This window comes from Thermodesulfobacteriota bacterium, assembly GCA_039028315.1.
Taxonomy (GTDB): domain Bacteria; phylum Desulfobacterota_D; class UBA1144; order Nemesobacterales; family UBA2774; genus CR02bin9.
This window is the reverse complement of the sequence record JBCCIH010000018.1, coordinates 1-18379: the sequence shown is the minus strand read 5'-3', so window position 1 is coordinate 18379 and position 18379 is coordinate 1. Positions and strand designations below refer to the sequence as shown.

The window sequence follows — 18379 nt, the reverse complement described above, 5'->3', positions numbered from 1 at the left end:
CACTTCCACAGCAAAATCTACAACTGACACATCAGCAGTAGGAACTCTCATAGCAACAGCTTCCATTTTTCCCTCAAGCTCAGGGAATACTAGCTTTATAGCGCTAGCGGCTCCGGTGCTGGTTGGTATTATTGAAAGCGCCGCAGCCCTTGCCCTTCTTAAATCTTTATGCGGAGCATCTAATATTTGCTGGTCATTTGTATATGAGTGAATTGTTGTCATTTGTCCTTTTTTGATACCAAAATTTTCATGAATAACTTTTACTATCATTGAAAAACAGTTTGTAGTGCAGGAAGCGTTTGAGATGATATTGTGCTTTTCGTTGTCGTAGTCAGCTTCATTTGCCCCTAGTACTGCAGTAAAATCGATCTCCCCTTTTGCCGGAGCTGTTATAAGCACTTTTTTTACAGTTTCTCCAAAATGAGCTGAGACTTCCTCTTTGCTTCTAAAAACTCCGCTGGACTCTGCCACCAACTCTGCACCCACTTCATCCCAAGGTATATTTGCAGGATTTCTTTCTGAGAAAATTTTAATTGGTTTTCCGTCTATAATCATATGTCCGTTTTCAGACTTTACATCGCCTTTGTAAGGACCAAAGATAGAGTCATACTTAAACAGATGGGTCAGTGTTTGAGAGTCAGAAATATCATTTATTCCAACAAATTCTATGCCTTCGCGCTCAAGTCCGATGCGAAGAAGGTTCCTTCCTATCCTTCCAAATCCGTTAATTCCGACCTTAATAGACATTGATAAATTCCTCCAGAAATTGCTGCTGCAAAGCAGCGTGTAATGATTGTGCAGATGCTAAAAATTACCTCCTCCTTAGGTTCTGTCAAGAATGTGCTTACTCAAAAATCCTCAAGAATTTTTTGAGATTCTAAACACCTCAATACACTGTAAAATTTAATAAATACTTGTATTTGATAATTTTCCCTGATATTTTCAATTTCCATGGATATTAAAAAGGTTGCCGTGCTTGGAGCAAGCGGATATACAGGGAGCGATTTACTTAGGTTTTTGCTACTGCACCCAAATGTTGAAATAACTCATTTAACTGCAGAAAAGCATGCGGGGCAAAAGATCTCTGATGTTTTTCCTCACCTCAAAGGACTGATTGATCTTGAGCTAAAGCCGCTTAAGACAAAATCCATACCAAAAGACGTTGATGTTATCTTTGCCGCACTTCCCCACGGAACATCTGCATCTATTATTAAGCAGCTCTATGATCGGGACGTGAAAATAGTCGATTTGGGTGCTGATTTTAGAATAAGCAATAAAAATTATAAAAAATGGTATGGAGTACATCCATGTCCCGAGTTAATAAAGAAAGCTGTATATGGGATCACTGAGCTAAATAGGGAAGAAGTTAGAAAAGCAAAACTCGTAGCAAACCCAGGGTGTTATCCGACTTCTTCTATATTGGGTACAGCTCCACTTGTTAAGAATAAACTAGCTGACGAGTCATCAATAATTGTCGATTCTAAGTCCGGCGTATCGGGCGCTGGCCGCTCCCCATCGCTTGGCTATCACTTCTCTGAGGTAAACGAGGGGCTAAAAGCATACAAAGTTGGCGAGCACCGCCACATGCCGGAGATTGAAGAAGCTCTGTCCAATTATTCAGGATTAAAGGTAGATGTTACTTTCACTCCTCACCTAATCCCTATGGACAGGGGAATTTTATCGACAATATATGTGAATCTTAAAAAGAAGCTCACAACCAAAAAGCTGATAAGTATTTACAAAGATCACTACCATGGGGAGAAGTTTGTAAGAATCTGCGAGGAAGGTGTCTATCCTTCAACCAAGCAGGTTCGCGGATCAAATTTTTGCGATATAGGGATTAAGGTAATAGGTTCGGGACACAGCGCTGTGATTGTGTCAGTTATCGATAATCTGGTTAAAGGCGCCTCAGGTCAGGCAATTCAAAATATGAATGTGATGCTTGGCATTGAGGAAACCACCTCAATAGATGTATCACCTGTATTTCCCTAATTTACGACACGCTTCTAATCCTATCTACAACCTTAGGCATAACTGAAGCTACATAGTCAATATCTTCTAAACTTGTGAACCTGCCAAGGCTGAGCCTTATGGAGGAAGAAGCATCTTTTTTTGACAGTCCCATTGCCGCCAGCACGTGTGATGGATCAATTGCACCCTCTGAGCATGCTGAACCAGTGGATACGGCCACACCTTCAATATCTAAATTCATTGCAAGAGAATCGCCCCTAACTCCTTCTATGCTGATGTTAAGTGTATTCCATAGAATTTTATCCATCGAGCCGTTTATTTTTACTCCCTTAATATTAGCACTTATTTCATTTAACAGTTTATTCCTAAGCTCGCCTATTTTAGATTGATCAGAGCTCATTTCTCTACAAGCTAGATTGCTTGCGTACCCAAGCCCTACAATACCTGCAATATTCTCAGTTCCAGAGCGTTTGCCCCTTTCCTGACCACCCCCGTGAATCTGTGCAGGCAGAGTGACTTTCTGAGAAAAATCGTCTCTTATATAGAGCACTCCTACTGCTTTTGGGCCGTAGTATTTATGCGCTGAAATAGAAAGAAAGTCGGCAGGTATTTTCTCTACATCTATGGGCAGCTTGCCCGCTGCTTGAACCGCATCAGTATGAAAGGCAATACCTTGCTCTTTTACGATGCTGGCAATTTCTTCTATGGGAGATATGACACCTGTCTCATTATTGGCATAGATGCATGAGACCAAGATCGTTTTATCTGATATGCTGTCTCGAAGCTCGTCAATATCGATCTGTCCATCGGAATTAACATCAAGATATGTGGTCTCGTACCCCTGTTTTTCTAAGTAGTGAAATGATTCGAGAACACACTCGTGTTCAACCTTTGTGGTGATTATGTGATTACCTTTTTCTTTAAGGCTTCCTAGGGCTGCACTTTTAATTGCAAAATTTGCTCCCTCGCTTCCTCCTGATGTAAACATTACCTCTTTTGCACTGCAATTAAGAAGCTGAGCTACTTGTTCTCTTGAATCATCAAGACCCTTTTTAGCTTGCCTGCCATATGAGTGAATGCTGGAAGGATTTCCGTGGTGCTCAGATAAATAGGGAAGCATTTCCTCAATAACCCTTGGGTCTATTGGCGTTGTAGCATTATAATCAAGATATACTTTCTTCATCTAATATGACTCTGAGAGAAATTTGTATTCCTCCGATACTATTGAGATAAACTCTTGTGCTAGTTTAGACAGTTTTCTGTCCTTATGCCAGGCTGCCACCACAGTTCTAAACGGAGACTGCCCTTTAATCTCTCTATACTCACAGCTGTTAGAGCTGTCGGTCAAGACCAGCATCTTAGGAACTAATGATATACCGTTGCCAAATGATACGCACTGCTGAATTGTGGATAGATTCCAAGTGCGGCAGATAATATCAGGATTCACTTGCTTTTCATAGCAAAAACTCTTTATCTGCTCCCCAAGACAGTGCTCTTCCTCAAGAGCAATGAAAGGAATTGACTTTAGATCGTCAATTTTAATATTTTTGTACTTTGTAAGAGGGTGCTCAGGTGATAAAGCCAATACAAGCGGATCGTTAAATAGATCCTTTGTTTGTATCAGAGGGTCTTCAATCGGCAGACTCATTATTGCAAGATCGATCTCCAAATTAATAATACTTCTTATAAGCCTCTCGGTAAGATTTTAGTTTATTTTTATTCTAGAGAGTGGAAATTGCTTGTGATATCTATCCATAGAACCAGGGAGTAGATAAGGGGCTATTGTCGGGATAAGGCCGACGGACAATGTTCCAGAGCCCGAGTCTACATCTTCGTGTATCGCTGATTTAATATTGCCGGCTTCTTTTAAAATCAGCTTTGCCCTTGGCAACAGGGCCTTCCCCGCTTCAGTTAGAACAATTTTTCTGCTGAGCCTTTCAAAAAGCTCCTGGCCGAGCTCGTGCTCAAGTTTAATAATCTGCTGACTAAGAGAAGGCTGGGCAACATAACACCTTTTGGCGGCCTTACTAAAACCTCCTGTCTCTGCCACCGCTACAAAATATCTAAGTTGATGAAGTTCCATAACTTTGACTCTATTGCTATAGGTTTTAACTATAGAATACATAGAAAATTAATATTAGACAACTATAATGATTATTGATTATCTTATTCATAAGACTAATTATTAGGGAGATTTAAAAAATGGCTAAGAACACAAATGGAGCACAGTGCCCGTTTACTCACGGGCAGCTTAAACACGGGGGAGGCTCAGGAACATCTAACAAAGACTGGTGGCCAAACCAGCTAAAGTTAAATATCCTTCGCCAAAACTCATCATTATCAAACCCAATGGGTGAGAATTTTAGCTATGCTGATGAGTTTAAGACGCTCGATCTAAAAGCAGTTAAACAAGACATATTCGATCTTATGACAGATTCACAAGACTGGTGGCCGGCAGACTTTGGCCATTATGGACCGCTATTTATCCGTATGGCTTGGCACAGTGCGGGAACCTATCGTATCGCAGACGGCAGAGGGGGCGGGGGCTCTGGAACACAGCGCTTTGCTCCTCTTAACAGCTGGCCGGATAACGGCAACCTGGATAAAGCCCGCTTACTACTTTGGCCTGTTAAACAAAAATACGGCAAAAAAATCTCATGGGCAGATTTGATGATACTCGCAGGTAACTGTGCTCTAGAGTCAATGGACTTTAAAACGTTTGGCTTTGGCGGCGGTCGTGAGGACGTGTGGGAGCCAGAGGAAGATGTTTACTGGGGCTCTGAGAGTGAGTGGCTTGGAGATAAAAGATATACTGGCGATAGAGAGCTTGAAAACCCTCTAGGCGCAGTTCAAATGGGACTTATCTATGTAAACCCTGAAGGCCCTAACGGTAATCCTGATCCTATTGCCGCAGCCCGTGACATACGTGAGACATTTGGCAGAATGGCTATGAACGATGAGGAGACAGTAGCTCTTATCGCTGGCGGGCACACTTTTGGGAAAACCCACGGAGCGGCTGACCCGGACAAGTATGTAGGACGTGAGCCTGCAGCAGCGCCTATCCAGGAGCAAGGTCTCGGCTGGTTAAATACTTATGGAACGGGTAGTGGCGGAGACACCATTACCAGTGGACTTGAGGGAACATGGACAACAACTCCAACAAAATGGAGCAACAATTTCTTTGAAAACCTATTTAGCTATGAATGGGAGCTCTACCAAAGCCCGGCAGGTGCAAATCAGTGGAGACCGGTAAACGGAGGCGGAGAAGGAACAGTGCCAGATGCGCATGATTCATCAAAATCACATGCGCCGTTTATGCTAACCACAGACCTTTCACTTAGAATGGATCCAATCTATGAGCCCATTTCTAGGCGCTTTTATGAAAACCCTGATGAGTTTGCGGATGCGTTTGCCAGGGCATGGTACAAGCTCACTCACCGTGATATGGGGCCTAAGGTTCGCTACCTCGGACCTGAAGTGCCAGATGAAGAACTAATATGGCAAGACCCTATACCGGCAGTAACTCATGAATTAATTGATGAAAATGATATAGCATCACTAAAAACAAACATCCTAGGATCAGGGCTTTCTGTATCCCAGCTAGTATCAACCGCTTGGGCATCAGCTTCTACCTTTAGAGGCTCTGATATGAGAGGCGGCGCAAATGGAGCGCATATAAGACTAGCGCCACAGAAAGACTGGGAAGTTAATAATCCATCTGAACTAGCATCTGTGCTCGAGAAACTTGAATCTATTCAAAAACAATTCAACGACTCACAGAGCGGCGGCAAATTGGTATCAATCGCTGACCTTATTGTTCTAGGAGGAAGTGCTGCTATCGAGCAGGCTGCTAAAAATGCGGGCCATGACATAACAGTACCTTTCACAGCAGGAAGGGGCGATGCCTCTCAAGAACAAACTGATGTGGAGTCATTTGCAGTTTTAGAACCAGTAGCTGACGGGTTTAGAAACTACTTCACCGAACAATGTGTAGCATCGGCAGAGGATATGCTCGTAGACAGAGCACAGCTCCTAACTCTAACAGCGCCCGAGATGAGTGTTCTAGTTGGCGGGCTTAGGGTTCTAAACACTAACTTTGGAGAATCAGCAAACGGCGTATTTACAAATAGAGCGGATACTCTAACAAATGACTTCTTTGTTAATCTTCTAGACTTGGGAACAACATGGCAGGCGACTTCTGAAGAGCAGGCAGAGTTTGAAGGTCGCGACCGCAAAAGTGGCGATCTAAAATGGACCGGCACTCGTGTTGATCTTATTTTTGGATCTAACTCGGAGCTTAGAGCACTTGCAGAAGTCTACGGCTCAGAGGATTCCCAAGAGAGGTTTGTGCATGACTTTGTGGCAGCTTGGACCAAGGTTATGAACTTAGACCGCTTTGATTTGGTCTAAGTTAGGCTAGAACATAATAACAGCTATACTCAGAACATGGTGAGGCCTTAACAAAATGCCTCACTTCTTTTAGATCTACAATTCAACGAAATTCTAGGAGAGGTAGAATGAATTCTTCAATCAACAGACAATGGAGACTTGCGGCTCGCCCAGTTGGCGCTGTGAAAGAAACAGATTTTGAATTCACCCAGGAATCTGTTCCGTCACCATCACAAGGCGAAATATTGGTACGAAATATCTATTTGTCTCTTGATCCTACAAACCGAAATTGGGCATCAGATAATTCCTATTTATCTCCTATTTCCATTGGTGATGTCATGCTCGGGGCAACAATAGGAATAGTCGAGCAATCTAACAACGATGCTTTCCCCAAAGGAAGTATCGTACAAGGACTATTACAGTGGCAAGACTACTCAATTACTGATGGTTCTGGACTTACTATCTTGCCAAACATTCCATCTATTCCGCTTACTGCACATTTTGGTCTTTTCGGCCACATAGGGCTATCAGCATATTTTGCACTTTTGGATATTGGCAAGCCCAATAAAGGTGAGACATTGGTTGTTTCAGCGGCAGCCGGCGCTGTAGGATCTCTTGTTGGACAGATCGGAAAGATTAAAGGATGTCATGTAGTTGGTATCGCTGGTAGCGATGAGAAATGCCGGTGGATCACAGATGAATTGGGTTTTGATGCCGCCATCAACTATAAAGAAGAGTATGTTCTTGATAGTTTAACCAAGCTATGCCCTGACGGTATAGATGTCTATTTTGACAATGTTGGTGGTGAAATACTAGAGGCAGTGTTAAATCTTATCAATATAAATGCACGACTAGTTATTTGCGGCATGATTTCTCAATATAATAATACAAAACCTCAGCCCGGCCCCTCTAACTTATCAAACTTGATTTCAAAAAGAGCGCTTATGGAAGGATTTTTAGTGCTCGACTACATGCAGCGCGCCAATGAGGCAATACAAGACCTGGGTAAGTGGTATTCTGAGGGGAAGTTACAGTATAGGATTGATCTAGTTGATGGACTAGAACAGGCGCCAAGCGCACTTAATAAACTCTTTGATGGCTCAAATAAAGGTAAGTTAATAATCAAAATATCTGATGATCCGTCCTCATAGATACATTAGACATAAATTTTCCCCCGATTCATGAATCTTTGTCTAGATAAGACCTATCCTGAAAAAATATCTTTGTTGCGGTATTGACCCTCTACTTAGAATATGTAAATATTTCATATTGACCCGGGGTTAAAATGAAATTCACACTTAACTGGCTTAGAGATTACATAGATTTTGATCTATCCCCCCAAGAACTATCCCACAGCCTAACTATGGCCGGGCTTGAGGTCGAAGATGTCATTTATCAAGGCGAGGGTCTTGAGAATGTAGTGTCGGCCCAAATCCTTGAGAAAGAAGCTCACCCAAATGCTGAGAAGCTCTCGCTTTGTAAAGTAACAGATGGCGAGAACACATATCCTATAGTGTGCGGAGCAACCAATATGAAGGCTGGTGATAAGGTTGCACTGGCAAAAATAGGTGCTCACCTTCCTCCCGGACCCAAATTTGAAGATGGACTTAAGATAAAGAAAGCTAAAATCAGAGGCGAAGTCTCAGAAGGGATGCTCTGCGCTGAAAATGAACTGGGGCTAGGTGAAGAGAGCGACGGCATTATAATTCTTCCGGATCACAGCGAAGTTGGGGCGCCAATTACTGATGTACTCGGATTAAACGACATAGTATTTGAAGTGGGTATTACTCCTAACCGCCCTGACTGTTTAAGCGTAATTGGAGTTGCAAGAGAAGTTGCGGCTCTGACCGGAAATACTGTTAAACACCCTGATGAAACTGTTGAAGAATCAGGTGATGATATAAACCAAATTGCAAAGGTTGAACTAGTAGACCCTGAGAAATGTCCCAGATACTCATGCAGAGTTATAAATGATGTGAAAATCGGCCCGTCTCCGGACTGGCTTAAGAGAAGACTCGAGGCTTCTGACATAAGGTCAATCAACAATGTAGTCGATATCACGAACTTCGTGCTTTTAGAGTATGGCCAGCCGCTCCATGCTTTTGACTATGACCTACTTGAAGATCACAAGATCGTAGTAAGGGCTGCAACAAATGGAGAAATATTAAAAACCTTGGATGATGTTGAGAGAAAACTTACTGAAAACGATTTACTAATATGTGACGGCAAAAAACCCGTTGCATTAGCAGGCGTAATGGGCGGGGCAAATACTGAGGTATCAGAAAACACTAAGAACGTCCTTTTAGAAAGTGCATATTTTGATCCGGTTACTGTACGAAAGACTTCAAAAGCAACCGGACTAAGATCTGAGTCATCATATAGATTTGAAAGAGGAGTAGATCCTAACGCTGTAGTAAAAGCGCTGAACAGAGCTGCTGAATTAATAAGGGAGCTGGGCGAGGGTCAAATTGCCAGAGGTGAAATAGATCAATACCCGAATCCTATAGCGCCTAATGAGGTCACGCTTTCACTAGATAGAGCTAACAAAGCACTTGGAACAAATATCAAAGCCGAAGATATAAATAGAATCGCAACGGGGCTTGAGTTTGAAGAAGTCAAAGCTCAAAACGGCGAGTATACATTTAAAATTCCCACATTTAGAGTTGATATAACACGCGAGATTGATTTAATTGAAGAAGCAGCGCGGCTCTATGGATATAACAATATACCCACCACACTACCTCAAGTGGCTATGTCATCTGACACTTTAAATACCAACAAATTGGTTCAGGATCAATTAAAACAGGTCTTAGTGGCCAGCGGGTTTTATGAGGTTATAAATTACAGTTTTGAAGACCATGAAATGTTAAGTTTGGTTAGTAAATCAGATGCGCTCAAGATATTAAATCCGCTAACAACTGAAACATCAGTTATGAGAACAAGCATGCTGCCTGGAATTCTTAAAAACGCAGTACTTAACCTAAACCATCAAGAGCAGGACCTAAGACTTTTTGAAATAGGCAGAGTTTACCTACCAAACCAAGATAGTGAATTACCCAATGAAATTAGAAAAATAGCAGCTTTGGCAACCGGAAAGAGAGCGCCGGAATTCTGGGGAAAGGAGGAATTTGATTTCTTTGATTTCAAGAGCATTTTGGAAAGGGGCTTTCAAGCCCTTATTCGCTGGGAGGATGTTGAATTTGAGAATGCTCAGGAAATTGGATTTCTTCACCCCGGAAAGTCGGCACTTATTAAAGTTGGCGATAGAGAATTAGGTTATATAGGCGAGCTCCATCCTGATTTGAGTGAGAAGCTTGATATTTCTAATAAAGTTTATGTTCTTGAGATCGACCTTGATCAAATCTCAGCTATCGCAAAAGATAAGACAAAATCATTTAAACCGCTTCCCAAGTTTCCTTCGGTACGTAGAGATATCGCACTAATTGTAGATGAGTCAGTACCGGCCTCAGGTATTTTAGAAGAGATAAACAAAATTGGATCTAATTTAATTGAGGATGCGGCAATATTTGATGTATACACTGGCGAGCATGTTGACGAAGGTAAAAAGAGCGTTGCAGTATCACTTCAGCTCCGGGCAGCGGATAAAACTTTAACAGAAGAAGAAGTTAATAAAGTACAAGAAAAAACACTTAAAAAACTAGGCTTGGCTCTTGGAGCCGAATTACGTACAATATAGAACATTAAAGCGAGGTATAGTGATGACAAAAAAAGAGCTTGCAGATGTAATTCACACAAAGATTGGCCTGTCAAAAAGAGAGTCAGCTGAGATAGTTGAGTTCTTCTTTGACATTGCAAAGGACAGACTGAGCAAAGGTGAGGGAATAAAGCTTCCGCGCTTTGGCAGCTTTAGGGTTCAAAACCGTAAAGCCAGAAAAGGAAGAAACCCTGCCACCGGAGAAACAATTGAGATTGCAGAGAGAAAAGCCGTAGTCTTTAAACCAAGCAGATTTCTCCGTGATTCAATAGATAAGCATACAGACTAATGTATGAAATATTTGTATAGTTTCTTCAGAAACAACATACTCACAGGCGTACTGGTTACCATACCGTTCGCCCTTACTATAGCGGTACTATACTGGCTTGGAACATGGATTATAGGGCTAGTTAGCGCTGCACCCAATAAATTTATTGGTGAACTTCTTAATCAACAGAACCCTCTAGTTTCCCAAACAATATTATTCCTTATTGGTCTACTTGGAGCACTACTGATCGTGCTTATTGTTGGTGCTGTTGCCAGAAATATCTTAGGCAGAAAGCTTCTTGGTTTTGGTGAATATATAATTACCAAGATCCCTCTTGCAAGAACTATATACATAGCATCAAAGCAGATTATTGAAACCCTTATGGGAAGGGGTATGAAAAACCTAAAGAGAGTTGCTATGTTTGAATATCCAAGAAAGGGAATTTACTCAATCGGATTTATCACTGGCACAATAGAAGATGGCAAACACCACAACAAATCGGGAAGAAAGGTCGTTAGTATTTTCGTTCCTACCACTCCCAATCCTACTAGCGGGTATTATATAATGATTCCCGAAGAAGATGTAACAGAACTACCAATTTCAGTAGAGGACGCATTTAGAATCATCATGTCTGCGGGTCTGGCAACAAACAATTCGGAAAATGCTATCCAGAGTAACAAAGACACTTAAAAAATACCGCATGCTAACGCAGGGCGAGAAAGTAGTGCTAGGAGTCTCGGGAGGAGCTGACTCTATTGCTATGCTCTACGTTCTAAATGAACTAATTGACTATGGTCTTGAACTTATCGTTGCACACTTAAACCACGGCATAAGGGGAGAAGAGGCAAAAAGAGACGCTGATTTCGTAAAAGATTGCTCAAAGTCTCTAGGGCTTACTTATGTTTACGGAGAGGTTGATACGCTAAAGTATAAAGAGGAGCATAACCTATCGACTGAAGATGCTGCCAGGACTCTTAGATATAAATTCTTTGACCAAGTGCTAAATAAGCACTATGCGACTAAAATCGCCACCGCTCATACATTAGACGACCAGGCAGAGACTGTGCTTATGAGGCTTATTCGTGGAAGCGGCTCAAAAGGACTCTCCGGCATACCTCCTGTATCAAAGAATATTGTTAGGCCGCTAATTGAAACAAGCAGAGAAGAAATTGAGAGTTATCTCAGATCAAAAGGGGCTAAGTGGGTAGAGGATTCCACAAACAAATCTGATGAGCACCTTAGAAACAAGATGAGACATGACTTAATGCCATCGCTTGTACAATATAACCCGCAGATTAAAGAGACTCTTTCTAGAACTGCCGATATTTTAAGATCAGAAGATGAGTATATATCCAAAGAAGCTAACAAACACTTTGAGCAAGTATTTAGTAGAAATGGTGATGAATTAGTTGGAGATTTAAGAAACTATAGCAGCTTAGAAAAAACCCTTAGGTTCTCTCTCTTGAGAACGGCTATGGAAAATGCATATTTAAGCTTAAAAAACATCTCTTCAACACATCTAGTTTCAGCTGATGATTTTCTTTTATCAGATTCTACATCCGGTGAGATTGAGCTTCCAGCAGGCAACTTGGTTGTTAAAGGCTATGAAACTTTTCTACTAACTAGCAGCGCAGAATTAGAGCGTGGTTTTTCCTATCAAATTACCGCCGAGGGGAAATGGGGATTCCCTGAGCTTGAGGTAGAAGTCTCGATTTTAAGCACTGATTCTTTAGATGAAAGTGATGAATCTATAGCATATTTTGATTTAGATGCTGCTACATTTCCTATAGAAGTAAGGAATTTCAATCCGGGTGACCGATTTATACCCCTTGGTATGAGGGACTCTAAAAAATTGCAGGACTACTTTACGGATATTAAGCTACCTAAATTTATGAGGTCCAGGGTACCCTTATTCTTATCAGGTGGTGAGATCATGTGGGTTGGTGGTATTAGAATCGACAACAGATTTAAGGTTCAAGATAAAAATAACAAGGTGCTAAGATTTAAACTAAACAGGCCAAAATAAGTTTAATCCTTCTTATCAATACTCTGGAGTGCTAAATAAGATGCACCAAGAATCCCGGCGTCATCTTTTAACTTAGTTCTCATTATTTGTGCTCTTTTCATTGGCGCTCTAAAGCCGCGTCTGTGAGCTTCTTCACTGAGTGTGGAAATAAATAGATCCCAGGCGTTTGATACTCCGCCGCCAATGACAATCATGTCAACGTTGAGCAAATTGACAAGGCTTGCTATCCCTATACCAAGAGCCTTACCAACCTCTTCCCAAATCCTAAGTGAATAATTATCGCCAGCTATTGCCGCGTTTGCCACAATCTCAGGGATGTCCTCAACTTGTGCTCCCTTTACGTCATCCCTTAAACTTGTAGCCTGACTCATGTCTTCAAGCCCCTCATGAACCATTCGCCTTATAGCCGTTGCAGATGCGTAGCTCTCAAGACAGCCATAGTTGCCGCAGTTACATTTTGCGCCATCTGGATAAATTGTGATATGACCTATCTCTCCTGCCATTCCGTCTGATCCGGTCCAGAGTTTATTATCTAAGATTATTCCTCCGCCGACTCCAGTACCCATAGTTATCATAAGCATAGAATTAATCTGTTTTCCTGCTCCCATCCACCACTCCCCAAGAGCAGCGCTATTGGCATCGTTTTCTATAACAACGCTTACAACCCCTCCTAATTTATCATCGAGCACTTCTCGTAGTGGAAAATCATCTACGTTTAATATATTTGGCGCCTGAGTAATTACTCCATTTTTGGAATCAATTATCCCAGGTATCCCGACCCCTATGTGACCAACATTGTGACCATGGCTTATCTCATTTATAAATGCTGCGAGATTATCAACCAGTTTACGAATGCCCTCATCTGCCTCTGATAATATCTGCATTCTTTTTAGAATATTGCCATTTTCATCTACAAGTGCGCCTCTTAGATTTGTTCCGCCAATATCTATGCCGATTACTCTCTTACTCATTTCATATCCTTTTTCATGTATAATTTGAGCGCTGAAAAAATCTACGGAAGCAATACTAAACAATAAGAGTATAAAATGCCAATAAAAAATAAAATTCTATGTACCGAGAGCTCTCTAAATGCAAATGAAGAGATGTTTGGAACCGCAACCAGGGCTGACATATGGCTTCTAGTTGAGTATAGGGGGCACTGGTCAGGAAGTGCTTTTAAAGACAGTAGAATCCCTAAAAAAGTAAAATCCCACATACAAAAAGAACTTAAATCCATATCAAGCTCACGTCTTCAGCTTATTAAAAAGCATGACAATTCGGACGATTATCTAACTTTATTCATAGCCGTTTCGACCGAAAAAAGCCCTAGGCTCTACAAGATAAAGTTTAAAGACTATGAGGAGTTGCTATCAATAAAATTAAAAAAAATCCTAAAATCCAAAGATCATTTATCAGATGAAAAAATATATGCAATCTGCACCAACGGAGAGTATGACACCTGCTGCGGCAAGTTTGGGATGCCGGTTTATTTGGATGTTGCCAAAGGCCCTAATGGCCGACAAATATGGGAAGTCAATCATATAGGCGGGCACAGATTTGCATCGACCTTTGTGTGTCTGCCTCATGGGCTTATTTACGGAAGGGTTACAGAAGGACAAGCAGCAGAGGGGATAATAAAAGAGTATGAAGATGGGGAAATTAATATAGCTCACTACCGAGGGCGTTCGTGCTATGAACCTTTCGTTCAGGCCGCAGAATTTTACCTTAGGCTTGAAACAGGAATATCAGAGATAACAGAAGTGAGTTTAAAAAGTGTTAAGAAGGGAGATAAAAAATCTAATATTAAGTTTGAAACCAAATCTGATGAAATGATCCACAAAATAAAAATAAGGCAGCAAAAAAATGCCGTTAAGGTCATAAAAAGCTGCGGGGATAAGAACTCATACATTCCGCAGTTCAAATTAATTGACTATTCTAAAGCCTAGTGCCGTATGCATTTAAATGAAATACCTGCGATGGGTCTTTTCTGAATTTTACTGAGCTGATCATTCTCTCATCAAAATAGCCAAAAGGAAGAACAGTTAAGACATTTAAATGCTTTGGAATATCTAAATATTCCATAAGCCCTTTTTTCTCAAGCCTTCCTATCCAACAACACCCAAGCTTATGACTCCATGCTGTGAGTACCATATTCTGTACAGCGCGCGTGCTGTCTATCTCATGCCATTTCGAGGACGGGTCCGTTACAACAACTACGGCGAAATCTACCTGTGCGATAAAGCTCCCGCTTAAGCAGTACTTGGGCATCTCTTGGAGTATCGATTTATCTCTTATGAGGATAAATTCCCAGGGCTGATCGTTATGAGCACTTGGCGCAAGCCTACCTGCTTCAATAACTTCCATCACAATATCGTCTGGCACTTTTTTGTCATGATAACTCCTTATAGAACTTAAAGTCGAAACGCACTCAAACACTTCCATGTTCATCTCCTTATCTTTTTTATTTCTGGCATTGAGTATTAGCAAAAAGACTCTATACTTACGTCTCTAATTATGACTTCGAAAACAGAAAATATACAACCTTTAAAGATTAAAGATTGTGCAATGCTCAAAATTGCTACTGGCATCAGGGCGCAAAATATACAGGAGTTGCGTGACGCAATAATTACGATTCATCCTGGATCAATCTTTTATCATTTTTGGAATAGAAAGCTTAGGCCAGCTTTTGAAAAGCCTGAGTATTACAATGACTTTGCAATGTGGGCTTATAATAGTCTTCATGACAACAAACTTACCGAGAGGTTAGGTTTAATCAATCCCCTTGGCTATGACGCTGAAGATATAAGAAAAAAGTTAATTGAAGTTCTGGATTCACACATTGAAGAAAACCAATCATATCAAAACAGCAAAGAAGGTGAACAATTCCAGTTCACACGCTCAGAAATAGTTGTATTTGACACAGATATTGTTATTAACAAACCCAATGAGCTTCCAAACGTATTCGGTGAGTTATCCTTAGGCAGCATATATTATCATTATATTTACACCAATCTGCCCTCCGAGAACATATACCAGTGGTTAGGTCAAAACGATCATAAAGCCTTAACTATAGAAATTATTGATAACCTAGATTGCTATTTTCTTACATTAGAAGAGATAAGATCTAGAAGCGCTCAAATATTTACAGACTTTTTCAAAGGAGAAAGCAATTGAGCGAACTTCTTAACTCATATGCAAGAGTTGCGGGTGAAGAAGCAGTAGAAAAACTGAAGCAGCTCTCAGCTCCAATGAAAGGGAAAAAATTTGTGCATGTGAACTCCACCCGAGTAGGCGGAGGAGTGGCCGAGATACTTATGAAAATGGTGCCGCTCATGAACGAGCTTGGGATTGAGACAAGCTGGGAGGTAATCACCGGCGAGGATAAGTTTTATCAATGCACAAAAAGCATGCACAATGCGCTTCAGGGAGACGCTGTTGATATATCAAATGATTTACTCGAAGCATATAAGGAAACCAATGCAAAAAATGCCCAAACACTTCGCCCTATCTTAGAAGATGCTGACTACGTTATTATCCACGACCCTCAGCCAGCGCCACTTTTACAACTTTGCCCAAATAGAAAAGGAAAGTGGGTTTGGCGATGTCATATAGATGCAAGCAATCCATATCCGCCGGTGTGGAATTTCTTGAGCCAATATGTAAAAGACTATGACGCCAGCTTTTTCTCTCTAGCAGACTATGCACAGGAGCTTCCTCATACTCAGTATTTGATCCCACCAAGTATTGACCCGCTTAGCGAGAAAAACATGGACCTTGATCAGGCTCAGATAGAATCTGTATATGAAGAATTTAACCTCGATCCACAGAGACCAATAATGCTTCAGGTCTCTAGATATGACCGCTTTAAAGACCCTATAGGCGTAATCAAAACTTATAAGCTTGTAAAGGAATCTGCTAGGCTTGTAGTGGAATCTGTGCCTAAAATACAACTAGTATTAGCGGGTGGTGGAGCAACTGATGATCCAGAGGGAGAAGAAGTTCTTAAAGAGGTAAGAGAGGCGGCAGGGGATGATAAAGATATACATATATTACTTTTGCCCCCCGACGCACACATAACAATAAACGCACTTCAAAGAGCTTCGGACATTATTCTTCAAAAATCATTAAAAGAAGGTTTTGGGCTAACAGTGACCGAGGCTATGTGGAAAGGAAAACCAGTTATCGGAGGCAACACTGGAGGAATTAGACTTCAGATAGTAAACCACCACACAGGGTTTTTAGTCGATTCCCCAGAAGGAGCCGCGTTAAGAATAAGAGAGCTTCTTCAAAATCCCGAAAAGATGAGGCAGATTGGCGCTAAAGCCAAAGAATTTGTAAGAGAAAACTTTCTTAATACTCGCCACCTTAGGGAAATACTAAGTCTTTTCACCATCCTGGATAATAGATCCTAATTAATTTCTAAGCATTTTTGAAAAATTAGGTAACCTAACTCTAAATCCATAACATACGAGATAGCATTTTGGCACAAATAGTTAAAATTGGCGATACTGCTCCAAATTTTGCCTTATTTTCTGATACCGGTGAAGCAATAGAGCTTCAAGACTTTCTAGGGAAAAGCCCTGTCGTGCTTTTCTTTTACCCAAAAGATAACACAGCGGTATGTACTAAAGAGGTTTGCCACTTCAGGGATAACATTGAGCAATTCAAGGAAATAGAAAATGCCGAGGTACTTGGTATCAGCTCTGACACAGTAGAATCACATAAGCAGTTTTCTGATGCCCATTCACTTCCGTTCAAACTTTTAAGTGACCCCGATGAAGACGTTAGAAAGGAATACGGCGTGCCTAAAACGTTGGGAATACTCCCTGGGAGGGTCACTTATGTCATAGACAAAGATGGCATTGTTCGCCACATTTACTCCTCCCAACTTAATTATAAAGCGCATGTAAATGAAGCGATCTCAGCGTTAAAATCCATTTAACTTAAAGCAATTTTTCTCAGCCTTACTATATATTTCTCAGACATCATGATAGAGTTTGTGAATTAAACTGTTCTAACTTATCTAAAATGTTGGTAATATAATGACTTTAAAGGAGAAATAAATTGGGAAAGAAAGCTTGGGCCGGAAGATTTAAGAAAGGAACTCACAAGGTTGCCGAGAAGTTCTCTGCCTCTATAGATTTTGATAAGAGGCTATATAAGGAGGATATCCAAGGCAGTATTGCACATGCAACCATGCTTGCCAGCCAGAAGATAATATTAAAAAAAGAAGCTGATCAAATCATAAAGGGTCTTAAGCAGATTGAAAAAGAGATTGAGTCAGGAAAGTTTCCTTTCAGACAAGAGCTTGAGGATATTCATCTAAATATCGAGCGCCGACTTATAGAAAAAATTGGGGACATAGGCGGAAAGATACATACTGCACGCAGCCGTAACGATCAGGTTGCGCTCGACATGCGTCTTTATCTAAGGGAAGAAATAGATGAAATTATAGACTTAATAGAGGCTATCTGCACTAGGCTGGTTGAATTGTCCGATGAGAACATAGACGCTGTAATACCTCTTTACACACATGTGCAACGCGGACAACCTATACTTTTATCCCACCAGCTACTAGCACTATTTGAGATGCTAAAGAGGGATAGGGAACGTTATATAGACTGCCTTAAACGTATAAATGCTTCTCCCCTCGGAGCCGGTGCTGGAGCTGGTACAAGTTTTCCTATAAACAGAAAAATGGTTGCCAGGCTGCTGGGTTTTGCCGATATAACAAACAATAGTGTTGACAGTGTAAGCGATCGTGATTTCATTGTTGAGTTCATATCCGCCTCAAGCACGCTTATGATGCACTTAAGCCGAATATCTGAGGAATTTGTACTCTGGTCTTCGAAAGAATTTGACTTTTTAGATCTGGGGGATGAATTTACAACCGGCTCAAGCATTATGCCGCAAAAGCGCAACCCTGATATGGCTGAGCTTATAAGGGGTAAGACAGGAAGGGTTTACGGCGATCTTGTTTCTATCCTCACAATGATGAAAGGACTACCTT

At 41.1% G+C, this 18379-nt stretch carries 18 protein-coding genes; 12 read left to right on the top strand and 6 right to left on the bottom strand.

The window, feature by feature from the left end; translation table 11 throughout:
- Nucleotides 1-747: type I glyceraldehyde-3-phosphate dehydrogenase (locus AAF462_02385; GenBank protein ID MEM7007961.1), on the bottom strand; the 747-nt coding region annotated here is incomplete at its 3' end.
- Between the two features lie 204 nt (nt 748-951).
- On the opposite strand from AAF462_02385, the gene argC reads away from it, so the two are divergent.
- Nucleotides 952-1992, top strand: coding sequence for an N-acetyl-gamma-glutamyl-phosphate reductase (gene argC / locus AAF462_02380; protein MEM7007960.1), 1041 nt, complete (start codon nt 952-954; stop codon nt 1990-1992).
- A 1-nt stretch (nt 1993) separates the two neighbouring features.
- Here argC and AAF462_02375 read toward each other — a convergent pair whose 3' ends face one another.
- From AAF462_02375 to AAF462_02365, 3 genes are read right to left on the bottom strand one after another with little or no spacing between them, the layout of a single operon-like run.
- A complete protein-coding gene (locus AAF462_02375; GenBank protein ID MEM7007959.1) occupies nt 1994-3154 on the bottom strand; it encodes a cysteine desulfurase family protein in 1161 nt (386 codons plus the stop codon).
- A complete protein-coding gene (locus AAF462_02370) occupies nt 3155-3658 on the bottom strand; it encodes a LysR family transcriptional regulator substrate-binding protein (GenBank protein MEM7007958.1) in 504 nt (167 codons plus the stop codon).
- An 18-nt stretch (nt 3659-3676) separates the two neighbouring features.
- On the bottom strand, nt 3677-4054 hold the full coding sequence (locus AAF462_02365) for a LysR family transcriptional regulator (GenBank protein ID MEM7007957.1): 378 nt from the start codon (nt 4052-4054) through the stop codon (nt 3677-3679).
- A 119-nt stretch (nt 4055-4173) separates the two neighbouring features.
- Here AAF462_02365 and katG point away from each other — a divergent pair, with 119 nt between their 5' ends.
- The 6 genes from katG to tilS all read left to right on the top strand — a co-directional run bounded on the left by katG (nt 4174) and on the right by tilS (nt 12369).
- Complete coding sequence (gene katG / locus AAF462_02360) at nt 4174-6381, top strand: catalase/peroxidase HPI (GenBank protein MEM7007956.1); 2208 nt, start codon at nt 4174-4176, stop codon at nt 6379-6381.
- A gap of 107 nt (nt 6382-6488) precedes the next feature.
- The gene (locus AAF462_02355; GenBank protein ID MEM7007955.1) at nt 6489-7511 is read left to right on the top strand and encodes an NADP-dependent oxidoreductase; all 1023 of its coding nucleotides are present in this window, start codon (nt 6489-6491) and stop codon (nt 7509-7511) included.
- Nucleotides 7512-7645: 134 nt separating this feature from the next.
- Nucleotides 7646-10057 carry a phenylalanine--tRNA ligase subunit beta gene (gene pheT, locus AAF462_02350; GenBank protein MEM7007954.1) on the top strand — a complete coding sequence of 804 codons (2412 nt, stop codon included), beginning with the start codon at nt 7646-7648 and terminating at the stop codon, nt 10055-10057.
- 22 nt (nt 10058-10079) lie between these two features.
- Nucleotides 10080-10364, top strand: coding sequence for an integration host factor subunit alpha (locus tag AAF462_02345; GenBank protein MEM7007953.1), 285 nt, complete (start codon nt 10080-10082; stop codon nt 10362-10364).
- Between the two features lie 3 nt (nt 10365-10367).
- Nucleotides 10368-11033, top strand: coding sequence for a DUF502 domain-containing protein (locus AAF462_02340; GenBank protein MEM7007952.1), 666 nt, complete (start codon nt 10368-10370; stop codon nt 11031-11033).
- Entirely contained in the window at nt 11005-12369 is a 1365-nt protein-coding gene (gene tilS / locus AAF462_02335) for a tRNA lysidine(34) synthetase TilS (GenBank protein ID MEM7007951.1), read from the top strand. The genes AAF462_02340 and tilS overlap by 29 nt, the downstream gene beginning before the upstream one ends.
- A gap of 2 nt (nt 12370-12371) precedes the next feature.
- On the opposite strand, the gene AAF462_02330 is transcribed toward tilS, so the two are convergent.
- Entirely contained in the window at nt 12372-13340 is a 969-nt protein-coding gene (locus tag AAF462_02330; protein ID MEM7007950.1) for an ROK family protein, read from the bottom strand.
- Nucleotides 13341-13415: 75 nt separating this feature from the next.
- Here AAF462_02330 and AAF462_02325 point away from each other — a divergent pair, with 75 nt between their 5' ends.
- Complete coding sequence (locus AAF462_02325) at nt 13416-14315, top strand: sucrase ferredoxin (GenBank protein ID MEM7007949.1); 900 nt, start codon at nt 13416-13418, stop codon at nt 14313-14315.
- On the opposite strand, the gene AAF462_02320 is transcribed toward AAF462_02325, so the two are convergent.
- On the bottom strand, nt 14305-14811 hold the full coding sequence (locus tag AAF462_02320) for a nitroreductase family protein (GenBank protein MEM7007948.1): 507 nt from the start codon (nt 14809-14811) through the stop codon (nt 14305-14307). The two genes, AAF462_02325 and AAF462_02320, sit on opposite strands and share 11 nt — an antisense overlap.
- 72 nt (nt 14812-14883) lie before the next feature.
- Between AAF462_02320 and AAF462_02315 the strand changes: the two genes are divergently transcribed.
- The 4 genes from AAF462_02315 to argH all read left to right on the top strand — a co-directional run.
- On the top strand, nt 14884-15543 hold the full coding sequence (locus AAF462_02315; GenBank protein ID MEM7007947.1) for a DUF5752 family protein: 660 nt from the start codon (nt 14884-14886) through the stop codon (nt 15541-15543).
- Nucleotides 15540-16781: a glycosyltransferase gene (locus AAF462_02310; GenBank protein MEM7007946.1), complete on the top strand. Its 1242-nt coding sequence runs from the start codon at nt 15540-15542 to the stop codon at nt 16779-16781. The genes AAF462_02315 and AAF462_02310 overlap by 4 nt, the downstream gene beginning before the upstream one ends.
- A 68-nt stretch (nt 16782-16849) precedes the next feature.
- A complete protein-coding gene (locus AAF462_02305) occupies nt 16850-17311 on the top strand; it encodes a peroxiredoxin (GenBank protein MEM7007945.1) in 462 nt (153 codons plus the stop codon).
- A gap of 122 nt (nt 17312-17433) precedes the next feature.
- Nucleotides 17434-18379 (top strand): argininosuccinate lyase (gene argH / locus AAF462_02300; protein MEM7007944.1); only part of this gene is annotated, 946 nt, incomplete at its 3' end.